Annotated in this window: 12 protein-coding genes; 1 reads left to right on the forward strand and 11 read right to left on the reverse strand. The window is 64.5% G+C overall.

Annotation, left to right across the window (positions count from 1 at the left end):
- Positions 1-21 precede the first annotated feature (21 nt).
- The 7 genes from B5F74_RS08635 to B5F74_RS08665 form a co-directional block, all read right to left on the reverse strand.
- Positions 22-600 carry a QueT transporter family protein gene (locus tag B5F74_RS08635; protein WP_204212525.1) on the reverse strand — a complete coding sequence of 193 codons (579 nt, stop codon included), beginning with the start codon at positions 598-600 and terminating at the stop codon, positions 22-24.
- A 93-nt stretch (positions 601-693) separates the two neighbouring features.
- Positions 694-1,944, reverse strand: a complete 1,251-nt coding sequence (locus B5F74_RS08640) for an MFS transporter (RefSeq protein ID WP_087201678.1) — start codon at positions 1,942-1,944, stop codon at positions 694-696.
- Positions 1,945-2,082: 138 nt separating this feature from the next.
- The gene (locus B5F74_RS08645) at positions 2,083-3,027 is read right to left on the reverse strand and encodes a zinc dependent phospholipase C family protein (RefSeq protein ID WP_066831661.1); all 945 of its coding nucleotides are present in this window, start codon (positions 3,025-3,027) and stop codon (positions 2,083-2,085) included.
- A gap of 111 nt (positions 3,028-3,138) precedes the next feature.
- Positions 3,139-3,876, reverse strand: coding sequence for a response regulator (locus B5F74_RS08650; protein ID WP_066831657.1), 738 nt, complete (start codon positions 3,874-3,876; stop codon positions 3,139-3,141).
- A 13-nt stretch (positions 3,877-3,889) separates the two neighbouring features.
- Positions 3,890-5,242 (reverse strand): histidine kinase, encoded by a 1,353-nt coding sequence (locus tag B5F74_RS08655; protein WP_239283432.1) that lies wholly within the window; start codon positions 5,240-5,242, stop codon positions 3,890-3,892.
- A 241-nt stretch (positions 5,243-5,483) separates the two neighbouring features.
- The gene (locus B5F74_RS08660; RefSeq protein ID WP_066831648.1) at positions 5,484-6,758 is read right to left on the reverse strand and encodes an amidohydrolase family protein; all 1,275 of its coding nucleotides are present in this window, start codon (positions 6,756-6,758) and stop codon (positions 5,484-5,486) included.
- A gap of 83 nt (positions 6,759-6,841) precedes the next feature.
- On the reverse strand, positions 6,842-8,290 hold the full coding sequence (locus tag B5F74_RS08665; RefSeq protein WP_066831645.1) for an APC family permease: 1,449 nt from the start codon (positions 8,288-8,290) through the stop codon (positions 6,842-6,844).
- 1,005 nt (positions 8,291-9,295) lie between these two features.
- Between B5F74_RS08665 and B5F74_RS12670 the strand changes: the two genes are divergently transcribed.
- Entirely contained in the window at positions 9,296-10,456 is a 1,161-nt protein-coding gene (locus tag B5F74_RS12670; protein WP_239283433.1) for a C39 family peptidase, read from the forward strand.
- A gap of 81 nt (positions 10,457-10,537) precedes the next feature.
- Here the strand turns inward: B5F74_RS12670 and B5F74_RS08675 are convergent, their stop codons facing one another.
- From B5F74_RS08675 to B5F74_RS08690, 4 genes are all read right to left on the reverse strand, one after another.
- Entirely contained in the window at positions 10,538-11,308 is a 771-nt protein-coding gene (locus tag B5F74_RS08675) for a glutamine amidotransferase (RefSeq protein ID WP_239283434.1), read from the reverse strand.
- Positions 11,298-12,722 (reverse strand): MurT ligase domain-containing protein, encoded by a 1,425-nt coding sequence (locus B5F74_RS08680; protein ID WP_087201682.1) that lies wholly within the window; start codon positions 12,720-12,722, stop codon positions 11,298-11,300. The genes B5F74_RS08675 and B5F74_RS08680 overlap by 11 nt, the downstream gene beginning before the upstream one ends.
- Positions 12,723-12,897: 175 nt before the next feature.
- Positions 12,898-13,875 carry a CorA family divalent cation transporter gene (locus tag B5F74_RS08685; protein ID WP_087201684.1) on the reverse strand — a complete coding sequence of 326 codons (978 nt, stop codon included), beginning with the start codon at positions 13,873-13,875 and terminating at the stop codon, positions 12,898-12,900.
- Between the two features lie 160 nt (positions 13,876-14,035).
- The gene (locus tag B5F74_RS08690; protein WP_239283435.1) at positions 14,036-14,734 is read right to left on the reverse strand and encodes a biosynthetic peptidoglycan transglycosylase; all 699 of its coding nucleotides are present in this window, start codon (positions 14,732-14,734) and stop codon (positions 14,036-14,038) included.
- Between the last annotated feature and the right edge of the window lie 20 nt (positions 14,735-14,754).

Here is a 14,754-nt window from a genome sequence, read left to right on the forward strand (position 1 = left end):
AGACAAATCCTCTTTCCGCCCTTATCTGCTTGTACCCACCTCGGACACCTCACGCTGCATCATGTGCGTTTTGGCCAGCGAACGGTAGAGCGGGTACCCCAGAACATACATGATAACCGCTTCACCAGCGCCGGTCGTCACGAGTCCGAACAGATACATGAGCGGCCATGCGCCGTCGAGCGAGATGGACGTGAAGGGGATGGTGTAGAAACCGACGCCCGTCAGGAGTATGGGCAGGTACGCGGGGACGATCAGCGCGTTGGCGAGCACGGGGCCGGCAAGGGCGATCGCCGGATGCCTGCGCATCTTCCACGTGAACAGCGCGCCGACGCACGTCGCCAGCGAGCCGAACACCACATCGAGCAGGCCGAGCGCACCGGTGCCCGACAGCGCGATATTGGCGATGTTGGCGATGGCGCAGCCCAGCGTGAGGCCGGGCACGGCGGCGGGCGTCAGCAGCGCGAGCGCGCAGAGCGCCTCGGAGATGCGGAACTGGATGGGGCCCCAGGCCAGGTTGCCCAAAAAGAGCATGGTCACCAGCGTGCAGGCCGCATAGACGGCCGCGATGACGCCGGCACGGGCGATGTAGTTCGTTTTCATGTTCAAGGTCACCTTCTACAAAATCGGAGGGCTTTACTGGTTTGCAGCAAAGCCCTCCGACGAAGGTGCGGGTATGGGGCGGCGCGGTACCGTCTACGAGACGCCTCGCATACTGGAGAGCTTTACTAGCAGGACAAAGCCCACAACCAAGAGGATCCCGATGGAAAGCACTCCTAAAGAAGGATTCCCCGTGAGCGATGTCACGACCGATACTAGCAGAGTTCCCATGACAGAGGCGTAGCGCCCGAAAATGTCAAAAAAGCCGTAGTACTCGTTGGCGCGCTCCTTGGGGATAAGCTTGCCGAAGAAGCTGCGCGAAAGCGCCTGGATGCCGCCCTGGAACATGCCGACGGCGATGGCGAGGATCCAAAACTCCGTCGCCGTCCTGAGGAAGAACGCGGCGAACAGCACGATGCACACGTAGGCGAACACCGCAATCATGATCATGCGCAGCGTGCCGAACGTGCCGGCGAGCTTGCCGTAGGCGATGGCGGAGGGAAACGCCACGAACTGGGTGACGAGCAGTGCCAAGATCAGCTGGGTGGAATCGATGCCCAGCGAGGTCCCGTACGTGGTGGACATGGAGATGACCGTGTGCACGCCGTCGATGTAGAAGAAGAACGCGACCATGTAGATGAGCAGCGCACGGTCGGAGGCGATGCGCTTGAGCGTGGCCGCCAGACCGCGGAACGTCTTGGCGATCTCGGAGGCGGGCGTCTCGCCGGAGGCGAGCTCCTTGCCGAACCGCTGCTTGTAGGTGCGCAGCAGCGGCAGGGTGAAGATGAGCCACCAAGCGCCGGTGATGACGAACGACAGGCGCGTGGCCACCATCATATCGAGGCCCAGCACGCTCGGCCCCAGCATGATGAGGGCGATGCACACGATGAACGGGACGCAGGAGCCGATGTAGCCCCATGCGTACCCCGAGCTCGACACGCTGTCCATGCGCTCGTCGGTCGTGACATCGGGCAGCATGGCGTCGTAGAACGTCATGGACGAGTTGAGGCCGATGGTACACAGCACGTAGATGATCAGAAACGGCATGGCGCCCATGGGGATGGCCTGCGCCAGGCACAGCACCAGACCGGTGAGGAAAAATCCCAGGAAGAATTTGATCTTGTTGCCGGTAAAGTCCGCAAGCGAGCCCAGGATGGGCATGAGCAGCGCGACCACGAGCGACGCGATGGTCTGGGCGTTCGCCCACGCGGTCACGAGCTCCGCTGACGAGGCCCCGGTGTTGATGGCATCGAAATAGATGGGCACGACCGAGGTGTTGAGCAGCACGAGGGCGGAATTGCCCACGTCGTACATGACCCAGTTGCGCTCGAGCTTGGTGTATTTCATTTCGTCCCCTCCAATAGGCATCTGACCTATGGTACGGCACGAAGCGCCCGAGCTGCGTCAGGATTATGTTAAGCCCTTCGGGGAGCGGCCGATCGGCGCCTTCCATGGAGCGCCCCTGCAGCAGCAGGGGGCGGGAAGTCACTCCTCGCCGTCGTACTCCTCGTCGGCATCGAGGATGCGGCCCGAATAGTTCATGTGGCCGGTCACCGCCTCCATGTTGCCCGTCTGGAGGAACCGCTCCACCGCGAGGCGGTAGTCGTCGAGCGCGCGATCGAAGACCTCGGGGAAACTCTCGTTCGAGCCGGCATGCGTGAAGGGGTTGCTCCAGGCCCGGTGAGCGAGGTTCCCCGCGCCCGCGGGCGGCTCGTCCGTCACGCGATGGGCAAGCGAGGCGAGCAGCGAGTAATCGGTCATGAGCCCCTCGAGCCTGCCGATGATGCCCGATGCGAGCGAGCCCGCGGGTTCGACCAGGCGATAGACCAGCTGCATGTCGGCCACCGCTCCGCCGTAGTCGGCAGCGCCGACCTCGAGCCCGTACACGCTCTTGGCGACAAAGCTCATCAAGGCGCCGGCGACCTTGTTGACGCGCTCAGTCGTCACCAGCTCGTCGACCGGCGGATAATCGGCGCAGGTTGCCCCGTTGCGCTTGATCTGCACCATCAAGACGTCCAGGTCCGCCTCGATCACCGCATGGACCTTTCCGCCCGAACGGGCGAGGTCTTCGTCCATGCGCTGGATGCCCCACTGCTGGTCGTACACGAAGGGATGCGCGTTGCGGTCGAGCACGTAGTGGGACAGCAGGCCGAGCACGAACGCCCTGCCCAGGCTGGCGTCGCGATCGGGCAGATGGCCGACACCGTCGCGCAGGGCGGCAAACTGCCGCGATATGCGCGCAGCATGCATACGGCTGCCGAGCTGCATGCACGCGGACGCCCTCGTCGACCTCGCATGGAAGAAGAACGGATCGGGGCCTTGGTTGCCAATCAAAAACGCGATGCGCTCCTCTTCGGCCGTGATGACGCCTACGGGCAAACGATCGATGCTTTCTTCGCCAAACAGATGGTGGGTGATCAGCGCGGGCATAGCGACTTCCTTCCAAACGCGTAAAAGCTCTTGCCCATTATTCCCACTTTGGCGATGTCGGGACACTTTGACGGAATGGGACCGCCTTCATTTCACCGGGAGCACGACGCCTTAGGTGAGGCCGAGACGGGATTTGGCCTCCGCCGCACGGCGCCTCGACACGGGAACCACGGCATCGATGCGGCTGCAGCGCAGCTCCATCAGGCCGCTGCGCGTCACCTCGATGTCGTGCACCTCGTCCACGTTCACCAGATAGCTGCGGTGCACGCGCAAAAAGCCGTCATCGGCCAGGCGGCGCTCGAGCGAGGAGATGGATTCGTTGGCAAGATAGGTCCCCGTCGGGCAGATCACGCTCGAGTAGTCCGCCTTGGCCTCGATGTAGCAGATGTCGCTCACCGGAATGAACGCATGGTGCCCTCCGCGCTCGACAGCGAGCCGGTGGACCCGCTCGGCGGGAACGGGCGCGCAGCGGGCGCCCAGCAGCGCCGCCACCTTGTCGAGAGCGCGCGCCAGGCGCGCCTCCTCGACGGGCTTGAGCACGTAATCGACCGCGTCGAGCTCGAAGGCCTCGGCGGCGTACTCCGAAAAGGCCGTCACGAACACCACTGCCGGCGGCGTCTTGAGGTTCCTCAGCGTCTCGGCGAGCTTGATGCCGCTCGTCCCGGGCATCTGGATGTCCAAGAACAGCACGTCGGGACGGCCGGCAAGCAGCTTCTCCACCGCCTCGCTGCCGTTTGCCGCCTCGTCGATCGCGCCGATGCGGCTGTCGCGCTCCAACAGATAGCGCAGCTCGGCGCGAATCGGCGGCTCGTCGTCCACCACTAGCGCGCTCCATCCACAACGCTCCATTGCCTCTCCCCTCTTATGCATGGCTCGGCTCGCGCGGCTCGCCCACAAGCTCGACCGTCACCTTGGTGCCCACGTCCTGCTGCGACTCCACTCGGATACCCGAGTCGTCGCCGAAGAAGAACCGGATGCGCATGAGCACGTTCGACAGCGCGAGGCCGCATCCGCGCTTGACCGATCCGTCGGCCGTCAGCGTCCGAGGCTCGTCGACCGCCACCTCGTGCGGCTCGAACAGATGCGCGAGGACCTCTTCGCCCATACCGATGCCGTCGTCGGCGACCATGACCTTAAGCCCGCGGGCCGTCGCGCGCGACGACACCACGATCGACAGCGGCGCCGCCTCGCGCATGGCGTGCTTGATGCAGTTCTCGAGCAGCGGCTGCAAGATGAACGGCGGCACGCGGCACCCGAGCGTCTGCCGGTCGATATCCACGCGCACGTGCAGCCGCTCCGCCCCGTAGCGGGCCTGCATGAGGTTGATGTAGCGAATGCCCTGCTCGACCTCGTGCTCAAGCGTGGTGAGCGTGTCCGAATCCGACAGCGTCCGGCGATAGTAGTTCGAGAAGTCGATGAGCAGCGAGCGGGCCTTCTCGGGCTCGGTGCGCACGAGCGACACGATCGTGCCGATGGTGTTGAACAGAAAATGCGGGTCGACCTGGGACTGCAGCGCGCGCAGCTCCACGCGGGCCGTCACCTCATCCTGGCGCTCGAGCTCGAAGCTCGCCAGCTGGGTGGAGATGAGGTCGGCAAAACCGGTCGCAAGCGCCGTCTGGCGCATGTCGATGTTGCTGAAGCGCGGGTAGTACAGCTCGAACGTGCCCACGCACCGTCCGCGCACGGCCAGCGGCGCCGCCACGCCGGCGCGCAGGCGTGGAAAGTAGCGGCGCTCCTCGGAGGCCGAAACGTCGCGCGAGAACACGCTCATGGCGCCCGACTCGATCACCTGCTTGGTGGTGGCGAGCGATACCGGCGTGCCCGGAGGGCAGCGGTCGGACCCCTCGCCCCAGCAGGCGATCACCTGCTTGCCGTCAGTGATGCAGATCGCCGAGGCCAGCGTCTCGGGCAGGATGATCCGGCAGGCGCCGAGTGCCGCGACCGGCGTCATGCCGTGGCGCGTGTACGTGAAGATCTTGGAGGCGATGCTCAAGGTGCGGTCGGTCGCGCTCGACGTCAGGTCATCGGGGACCACGAACACGTACGAGAAGAAGAAGCACAGGAGCACGAGACCGGCGATGGACACCACGGCGGGAACGGGATGCGGATTGTCCATCAGGTCCCACACGAGCAGGATCAGCAGCAGCGGCACGCAAAGGCCCAGCAGGACGGTCATGATCACCTGGCTCGACCGCATCACCTTCGTGGGATTCAACCGGCGAGACCATCGAATAGGATGTGGAACCCTGACCACAATCGCCCCCTCTGCCCTCAACGCGAAAAAGGGACATCGCCCCAAACGTCGTCCATACTACCTTGTGGCGCCCTCACCTACCAGGGGTTCACTAATAGGCTGAGCAGCTGCATACCCCGCTACCTGCGCAAAGCGCGGGCCCGGCCGCGCGTCCCCCGTACGGACGCGCAGGCCGGGTCACTGAAAGGAGAGGTTGTATCCTCTAGGCGGAATACTTGTTGCGCTCGCCGAAGGTGCCGGAATCGACGATCCAGCCGTCCTTCATGATGACGTCCATGTTCTCGGGCGTGAGGTCATGGATGTTCTTGGCCGGATCGCCGTTCACGATCAGCAGGTCGGCGCACTTGCCCACCTCGAGCGAACCGGTCTCATCGTCGCAATGGGCCATCTTGGCGCCGTTGATGGTGGCGCAGGTGATGGTCTCGAGCGGGGAGATGCCGACCTTGTCGACGAAGTCGTACATCTCGTCGATGGTGACGTAGCCGTAAGGCGTCACGAAGCTGAAGGAGTCCGAACCGATGGTGAAGATGACGCCGCGCTTCTTGGCCTCGCGCAGGCAGTCATAGTTGCGCTGGAGCTCCTTCTCGACGAGCGTGCCCTCGTACTTGTCGTGAATCGCGGGCACGTAGACCGGCGGATAGGTGGAGTACCAGGTGGGCAGAAAGCCGATGGTGGGCGTGAAGAACGTGCCCTGCTCGGCCATGAGGTCCATGGTGCGCTCGTCGATGTCGAAGCCGTGGATCAGCTGCTCGCAGCCGAAGCGGACCGAATCGTAGGCGGCGGAGTGAGAGTTGTAGCAGTGGCTCCACACGGGGATCCCCACCATCTTTGCCTCATCGACCACGGCCTTGATCTCCTCGGCGCAGTAATGCTGGTCGCGGCCGGAATCCCAGCGCCAGATGCCGCCGCCGGTCGCCCAGATCTTGATGGCGTCGGGGTTCTCGCGCAGACGACGGCGCACCGCCTTGCGCAGATCCCAGGGGCCGTCGACCTGGTCGCCCCAGGGGTGGGACTCTTTGTTCTCGAGCTGGCTGCAGTGATGCGAGTCGCCATGGCCGGCGGTGCGGCAGAAGCCCAGGCCGGTCGCATAGACGCGCGGGCCCTTGAAGACGCCGTTGTTGATGCAGTCGCGCACGTGGATGCCGAAGCGGCCGATCTCGCAGACGGTGGTCAGACCGTGGGTCAGGCAGTCATATGCCTGCTTGACGGCCACGGCCTGCTTCTCCAGAAGCGGCTGCATGACCCAATCGGTATCGTCGTCGGTCAGGTTGCCGGAGAAGTGCAGGTGGGTGTCGATCAGGCCGGGCATGACGGTCTTGCCGGCGGCGTCGATGACCTCAAAGCCCTCGGGCGCGTCCTGGTAGGAGCCGGCATAGGTGATCTTGCCGTCCTCGACGAGCACGAGCGAATCCTCGACCGGGGCGCCGCCCAGGCCGTCGACGAGCTTGCCGTGTACGATTGCGTAGTTCTTGCTCATTGTTTCCTCCTTGTATAGGAAGTTACGGACGAATGCGATGGGAGGTCGGGCGGCCGCGCATGATGCCGGGGCCGCCCCATCCCTTATGCCTTCTTGGCCCTGGTGACGACCATGAGGACGATGCCGACCACGAGCCAGCCCAGCACGATCGACCACTCGACGAGGTTGAGCGACGCGGGGCTGAAGGGCAGCACGAGCAGGCCGATGATGATGCAGCCGGCCAGGCAGGCGAGCACGATGCCGAACTTGCCACCGGGCACCTTGTAGGGGCGCGGCAGGTCGGGCTCGGTGTAGCGCATGCGCAGGCATGCAAAGGCGACCATGGTGCACGAGAAGATGAAGGCGAGGGCGCTCACGTTGGTCAGCGGGATGAGCATGTTCTTGCCCAGGAACGGACCGACCACGGTGATGATCGCAAGCACGACGCAGGCAAGACGGGGAGCGCCGGACTGCGGATCGACCTCGGCGAACTTGTCGGGCAGCTGACCCTTGCGACCCATGGCGAGCATGATGCGGCTCGTGGCGCCGTAGAAGGAGTTCATGGGACCCATGGGGCCGAGCGTCGCGATGCACAGCATGATGACGTACAGGATCATGTTGATGTTCTTCAGGCACGCCAGCGCGGGCACGGGGCTCTCGACGAACTCATGCCACGGGAGAATCGTGCCGAAGGAGTAGATGCACACGATGTAGAAGCCGCCGGCGGCAAGCAGGGCAAGGGAGATGATCTTGCCGAACTTGTTCCAGTTGAGGCCCTCGGCGGCCTCCTCGGCCTGCTGGGGGATCGTGTCGAAGCCCGCGTAGAAGAACGGGGTCAGCACGAGCACGGAGACGATGCCGGCGAACAGGTTGCCGGCAGAGGTCGCGGACTCGCTGCCGCCGGCATTCGTGACCTGCGAGAACACGGGCATGGCGTTATCGGGCGAACCGGTGAAGATCGAGATGCCCATGGCGAGCAGCATGCCGCACAGCAGCGCCTTGGTGAGAAACGCCTGCAGCTTTGCCGCTGACTGGGCGCCGCGGAAGTTGAGGTAGATCACGTACGCGGCGAAACCGAGCGCGATGACGGTCGGGATGAGGTACACGTCGGCGCCCAGGATGGTGTAGAGCTTGACCGCGCGCAGCCACTCGAGGCCGGGCAGGCTGCCGAACATGTCGGACACCAGCGTAGAGATGGCGATGGCCTCCCACGGGCACAGGATGCCGTTGCCAAGCGCCAAGAACCAACCGGTGATGTAGGACGGTATGCGCCCGAAACTGCGGTCCACGTACTCGACGATGCCGCCCGAGATAGGGATGGCAGCCGTAAGCTCGCCAAACACCGCTCCGATGGGAACCAGGAATATGGCACCCAGAAGGAACGCGATCATCGCGGGAACGGGACCGCCGCCGACGACCATCCAGTCGCCCACCTGCAGCACCCAGCCGGTGCCGATGATGGCACCGAATCCGATGGTAAAGAAGTTCCACAGCGAAAGGGTCTTCTTCATACCGCCCTGGTCGGCAGCCGCGACAGCTTTCGTATCCGCCATATCGTCCCTCCTTTCTTGTATAGAACACGCATCGGCAACTCCGATGCTTCCCTCAAGGCACCAGCCCTGCGCGCGAGGCGGCGCCTTCCATGCCTCACACCTTACGGGCGAATCGAGGCGGTCCCGCGTTCAATCCGATTGAGGGAGCGACGCGAAAACGAGCGGATGCATATCGCCGACGAGCGGTCGAAGGCGGCCCGCACGGCAGGTGCTTTACGTGGTCCGGGGCTTCCGGGCGCGTGAGGAGAAGTCGCTGTATCCACCCGTGTGCAAAATCGCACCTTGGTAAAAGGTTTCACCAAGGTGCGCGGGTGCCTTGTTCTGAATTTGGTATCAAAACTTGGGCAAGAAGGGCCGCTTGGGGGCGGATCGAGGGCCCCTCCCGGGGTCACCGGAATCAGCTGACCAAGGAAACCGCAGGTCACAGGCCTGTCAGATATGGCCGTTTACCATTCGTACTTCCCGACTTGATACCAAATTCATTTTCATGAAACATTGACCCCCTCAATCCTGCGCTTTTGCGGTGCGGTTTGCCCACCGCGCGCATACGGGACCGAAATCTGCCCGTCACGTGGCGTCGCGCCCGACGCTCCTCACACGCTGGGCGCTCCCTGGAAACGCTGGTGCATGTCTCGATATGCTCCGAGCCATCGAAAAACCACGGGATTACCCGCTAAAGGGGCCCCGTAACTGTACCCCGAACTGCGGGAGAGGGCCCCTCGAGGGGCCCTCTCCCGCAGTTCGGGGTACAGTTACGGGGCCCCTTTAGCGGGTAGCCAGGTAGATGCGGTAGTTGGGCGGACACCGGCCGCTGCGATTGCGCCCAAGACGGGCTCTTGGCAGCGTCGCGCGGCTTGCATCCGACTCAATAAGGGCGGACGGCGTGCGCCATTCGCCTGAGCCAGCGGTCGATACAGCGGATGCGCGATATCTCTCAACAGGACCGCGCGGTACTATAGGAAAAGCTGCACCTTTATTCATATACAGGACGCAAGGAGGGATAGCATGGACGACTATCGTTCGCAACGTCGCGGTTCCGTCCGGCTCGCATCCTCCCGACAGGTGCCGCAGCCCCCACCCCAGCCGGAGAAGCGCGCACAGCGCGCGCCCTCACGGCGCTCAGGCGCCCCGGCGCGCAAAGAGCCGTTCATCGTGACGCTCGCCTCCTCCGTCATCGCCGCGATCTCCGACCGCGTGCATCCGCCAACCACGCGGGCGCGCACCCGTCGCCCGTCCTCGCGAGGCGGCCGCGGAGACCAGCATCTGCACAACACGTTCAGGTCGGGATCGGCCGCCCCCACGTCGAACTCGATTCATTCGCGGGGCGCCTCATACGGCCTTGGACGGGCTCCGAGCACACGAGGTAGAACGGCCCGCACCTCCTCGGTCATCGGCCAGCCGCTTTCCGCATCGCAGCGCGGCGGCAGACCTGCCGGCATCGGCAGCGCCAGCAGGCGCGGGCGTTCCGGTTACGGCCGCGTCGAGGCCGCCCCTATCCGCGTGCACTCGATCCTGCTGCGCGGCGCCGTCATCGGCCTCGTCCTGTTCCTCGTCAGCAGCTTCATTTCCAAGCCGCAGGCAGGCATCGCCCCGGAAACGGAATCGCTGATGTTCGATTTGCCCGAACTCACCCCGACCGAGTTTCCCGTCTCGACGCCGGTCTCCGCATGGCGCCAAGGCGAGATGCCCCATCTCTACCAGACCGATGCGCAGTGGGCCACCCTCCCCTACGGCGGAGGCACCGTGGCCAAAAACGCCTGCGGTCCGACCGCGCTCACCATGATCTATGTCTATTTCACGGGCAGCACCGACATGGACCCCGGCACTATGGCGCAGTGGGCCGACTACAACAACTACGCGCCCACCGGAGCGACCGAATGGTCGTTTATGACCGAAGGGGCGGCGGCGTTCGGGTTCTACGGCGAGATGATCAACCCCACGCGCGCCAATATCGAGAGCTCCCTACAAAACGGGCATCCCGTCATCTGCGTGGTCGATCCGGGCGACTTCACCGACGTCGGCCACTACATCGTGCTGAAAAGCATCGACGAGCGAGCCATGGTCGAGGTGTACGACCCCAACAGCCCCGAGCACAGCGCGCGCAAGTGGGACATCGTCCGCATCATCAACCAGACCGACGTCGCCTGGAGCTATTCGAGCTATTAGCGCCCAGCAATTGCCTTTATGCCAGGCGCCCAGCATAGGGGCGCCGGCGCGGACAGCGTTGCCCGGCGGCGCCCCTCCTTCTTAATACGCGAGATGCATGCCAGGGGCCTTGAGCTCCTTCAGGCGCTTTTCGTAGGCCGCGCGCGCCTCCTCCTCAAAGGCAAGCGTCACGTCGTCCGTGCCGCACACCTGCGAAAGCAGCCAGGCGGTAAACGGCGGATTGAGCGGCAGCAACGGGCCGATGATCCAGGTCGCGATGAGATTGTTCACGCGGAAGCCCTCGAGCACGCTCTTCTCGTCCAAGCCCCAGCCCGCGCTGTCTTTGATGAAGAACGTCGAGCTGTTGTCGCCCTTCATCTGCGTGAACTGGATCTTGAAGCCAACGACCTCCAGAGGGGCGGCACCCGGCCCCGGCACGAACTCGCCCACCTGAACGCACAGGTAGCGCGAGGCCATGTTGCGCACGACCTCCACGTCGAGCAGCCCGAGGCCCTCGATCGAATCGCCGTCGACATCGCGGATCACGCGGGAGAGCACCTCGGGCGCGTTGCCCGTGAACAGCATGTGCACGCCGTCGTCGACCAGCTCGGCCAGACGGTCGCGATAGGGGCGCAGGCGCTCGATCACCGTCTTCTGCTGGCGCTCGGTCATGCCGCACATGATGATCAGGTCGGGGCGAGCGGTGGCGAAGTAGGGCTCGGCGCCGTGCGACGTCTCGATGAACGTGGCGTTCGGCAGGCAGGCGCGCAGATACATGACGTTGCCGTTATCGCCCGCCTGATTGCCGTACTCGGGGAACAGCACCTCGATCACCGGGGCGCCGCCGCGGTTCTTCTGCATGCTATCGGACATCGGAGCCCTCCTCGATTCGCTTGATGAGCCGCTCGCGGCTCCGCTCGACGTCGTCGCCGTTGAAGATGTCGTACGCCCAGAACACCGTATCGGAAAGCGTCAGGTCGATAGCGTCCGCCGCCTCTTCCGGCGTCTCGACCATGACGAGGCGCTCCTCGTCGATGCCCGCAAGGCGCAGACGGAGCAGCAGGTCCTCGTTGGTCACGCCCTGCACGACGATCTGCTTGAACGTCGGATCGGTGAGATACTCGAAATCGGCCTGGTAGTACCAACCGATGTACTCGGTCGTGACGGGGCTTTCGGCCTTATGCGCGTCGGCGAGCATGAGCACGACGATCTTGTCGCCGGGCTCGCGCCGAATGGTGTCGAGCGCCACCGAGGTCGCCGTACTGTTCTCGCCCTTGGACGCCAGGGCGACCAGGCGCTTGCCGCCGACCTCCTGCTCCGCATAGCGCGCGGCGGTCACGTTGATGCCGCGCTCGAGCGAGGCCGCGATGGCGTCGGGCGAGATGCCCATCTCGCGCGCCACGACCGTCGCCGCGAACAGGTTGTACAGGTTGGTGAGCGAATACACGCCGAACCTGTAGGTGTAGGTCGGCTCACCAGGCGCCGCGTGCTCGCACACGGTGAACGTGTGCGCCGCGCGATCGACCGCAACGACCTCGTACGTCGGGTCGGGATTGGTGAATCCGCAGGATGCGCAGCGGGCATGACCGAGGTGGCGCAGGTGGCAGTAGTCGTACTCCAGCTTGCCGCCGCACTCCGGGCACGCTGTGAGGTCGCAGGCGATGCCCTGCGGCTCCGGCGTGTCCTCGGCCAGCGGGCCCATCGAGAAGTAGACGCGGTTGCGGTTCTGCGGCGCCAGGCGGCAGCTGATCAGGTCGTCCGCGTTCAGGATGAGGCGTGTGCTCGCCGGAATGTGCTCGCTCATCACCGAGAAGATGAAATCGGGGTTGGCGTTGCGCGAGAACGAGTCGCGGTACAAGTTCGTGACGAGCAAAAACTGCGGCGTCACATGCGGCAGCACGCGACGGAACGACAGCTCGTCGAGCTCCATGACGGCGGTCTGCACGCGCTGGCGGCCCGAAAGCCCCGCGTTTTTGACCAGCGTGCTCTCGACGCCGGTCAAGATGTTTCCGCCGGCGCGATTGTCGACCAGGTCGACGCCGTTATCCCTCAACAGATCGTTGAGCAGGTTGTTCGTGGTGGTTTTGCCGTTCGTGCCCGACACGAACACGATGCGCTCGGGCTTATCGATATGCGTGATGAACGCCGGATCGAGCTTCTCGGCGATCACGCCCGGCAACTGGCCCGCATTGCGATGCAGGAGCTTGAGGCCGGAGGCGGCAGCTTTCGAGGCCGCCATGGCAAGGTAGAATCGGGGCCCACGACGGCCCTGAACAGCAGTGCTCACTGTTGGCATCCCTTCCCCATCAGTTATGGCATTGCGACAGGACATTATACGGCACGCACGAGGTCGCCAAATACCCTCCACCAGCACAGCAGGCCCTCATCACAAGCCGTCGGGGCGGCGAGCGGCCCTTCGCCTGTCCGGGGAGCGCCGTGCGCGCGTTTCCGGGGACCGTTGATCACTTGGTTTTGCGACGGGCGGAGCCATGGCGAGACGGATGCGGACGACGGCGCCCGCCGAAGTGGAGCCACCCGCGCCGATGGAAGCACACGATCTCCGCCACGGCGATCACCAGGCACACGCCGACCACCAGCGGATAGCCCCATGGCTCCTGCAGCATGGCCATTGTCGGAAAGTTCATGCCGTACCAGCCCGTGATGAACGTCAGCGGCATAAAGATCGTGGCGATAACGGTCAGCCATTGCATCACGCTGTTCTGGCGTATGTCGATCTCCTCCTGATAGAGGCCGTTGAGCTGCAGACTATAATCCTGAAGCGACTCAAGCCGCGTGGACAGACGATCGAGCATTCGCGCGAGCGAATGAAACCGCAGCCGATCGCCTTGCGCGACCAGCTCGTCTGAGCCCTCGGACAGCTCGGACGCGATATCGGACATTCCCTGGTACAGTGCGTCGAACCCCATGAGGCGGCGTGCATCCGCCATCATCTTGCCGCGATCGACACGGCGGTGCCCCTCGAGCAGCCGTTCTTCCAGCACCTCGAAATCCCGGCGAACCGCGGACAGGAGCACGGGATGATCGCGCACGGCGTAGCGCATGACGCCGCACAGCGCGCCCGCGGCCCCCGCCATCGGCACGCGTTCCTGTGCGAGAAACGTCAGGGCCTCGCCGCAGGCCTCCATCTGCCCGATCAGGCGCAGGCGGGTCGACTCGAGAACGACGCCCACGTTCACCGGAGGCGCACCGTTCGAGGCGTCTGCCGGCAGCGCAATCACACCTGCCGCCATACCGGGAGCGAACTCGATAAACGGCACATAGGCGTGAGGCATCTGCGCGACCGCCTCGCGCAGGACATGGCCGGCACCCTCCATATCGAGCTCTCGCTCGTCGAGCGCCTCTATGCGCCCACGGCTCCCCGTGCCATCGGATGCGCTTCCTTCGACCAAGCGCCCATCCTCGATATGCCAGACCCGCATACCGCTCGCCTCCCTGCATGATGCGCCGCGCCCTATCAACGCTGTTGTACCCACGAGGGCGGCACGAGAGCGCGGGGGGCCTTCAACGCGACGCCCCCCTATGCCGGGTCGCGCCGACCGAACAAGGAAACAAGCGAGAGGCTGCAGACAATCCGACCCGTCACCCCGCGCTCAGCAGCGCCGCGGCGGTACCGGGGTCGTACCCGTATTTCTCCATCTGCTGCACCACGACGCGCTGACGGGCCTGCGCGGCCTCGGGGTCGGCCGCAAACCAGCTCGGAGCGTTCGGCAGCCCCGCCATAAGGGCGCACTCCTCATCGGTCATCTCTGCGGGCGCGTGCCCCAGATAGCCCCATGACGCCTGCCCGATTCCGGTGTACCCTTCGCCAAAATAGGAGGAGTTCACGTAGAGCTCCAGGATCTCGCGCTTGTCGAACATCGCCTCGAGGTCGAACGCCATGAACACCTCCGCTACCTTGCGCTCGAAGCGCTTCTCCTGCGTGAAGAACAGGTTCTTAGCGACCTGCTGCGTGATGGTGCTCCCGCCCTCTGCGAGACTCATGGTGCGGATATCGTTGACGACGGCACGCCCGATAGCGATCACATCGATGCCGCCGTGGTCGTAAAACCGGTGATCCTCGACGGCGACCACGGCGTCAAGGTAGCGCTGGGGCAGCTCATCGATGCCGGTGTACCCATCTTGGGCGCGCAGCCGCTCGACCGCCTGCTCGATGCTCCGCTCCGCCAGGGCATCGCGATACATCCCGTATCCGCGCCACGTCACGAACGCGCACAAGGCAACCGCCGCGATCACAACGACGACAAGCAGCCGCTTCACGATACGCGCCAGCATCTTCATAGAGCACCTCCTTGCCGGTA

Origin of the sequence: Collinsella sp. An271, assembly GCF_002159695.1 — a bacterium.
Taxonomy (GTDB): domain Bacteria; phylum Actinomycetota; class Coriobacteriia; order Coriobacteriales; family Coriobacteriaceae; genus Collinsella; species Collinsella ihumii.

What these genes read in the sequence shown, in the direction of transcription:
- B5F74_RS08685 (WP_087201684.1), bottom strand. Translation starts at nt 13,875, where the DNA reads ATGCGGGTCTGGCATATCGAGGATGGGCGCTTGGTCGAAGGAAGCGCA.
- B5F74_RS08635 (WP_204212525.1), bottom strand. Translation starts at nt 600, where the DNA reads ATGAAAACGAACTACATCGCCCGTGCCGGCGTCATCGCGGCCGTCTAT.
- B5F74_RS08675 (WP_239283434.1), bottom strand. Translation starts at nt 11,308, where the DNA reads ATGTCCGATAGCATGCAGAAGAACCGCGGCGGCGCCCCGGTGATCGAG.
- B5F74_RS08690 (WP_239283435.1), bottom strand. Translation starts at nt 14,734, where the DNA reads ATGAAGATGCTGGCGCGTATCGTGAAGCGGCTGCTTGTCGTCGTTGTG.
- B5F74_RS08665 (WP_066831645.1), bottom strand. Translation starts at nt 8,290, where the DNA reads ATGGCGGATACGAAAGCTGTCGCGGCTGCCGACCAGGGCGGTATGAAG.
- B5F74_RS08660 (WP_066831648.1), bottom strand. Translation starts at nt 6,758, where the DNA reads ATGAGCAAGAACTACGCAATCGTACACGGCAAGCTCGTCGACGGCCTG.
- B5F74_RS08650 (WP_066831657.1), bottom strand. Translation starts at nt 3,876, where the DNA reads ATGGAGCGTTGTGGATGGAGCGCGCTAGTGGTGGACGACGAGCCGCCG.
- B5F74_RS08640 (WP_087201678.1), bottom strand. Translation starts at nt 1,944, where the DNA reads ATGAAATACACCAAGCTCGAGCGCAACTGGGTCATGTACGACGTGGGC.
- B5F74_RS12670 (WP_239283433.1), top strand. Translation starts at nt 9,296, where the DNA reads ATGGACGACTATCGTTCGCAACGTCGCGGTTCCGTCCGGCTCGCATCC.
- B5F74_RS08645 (WP_066831661.1), bottom strand. Translation starts at nt 3,027, where the DNA reads ATGCCCGCGCTGATCACCCACCATCTGTTTGGCGAAGAAAGCATCGAT.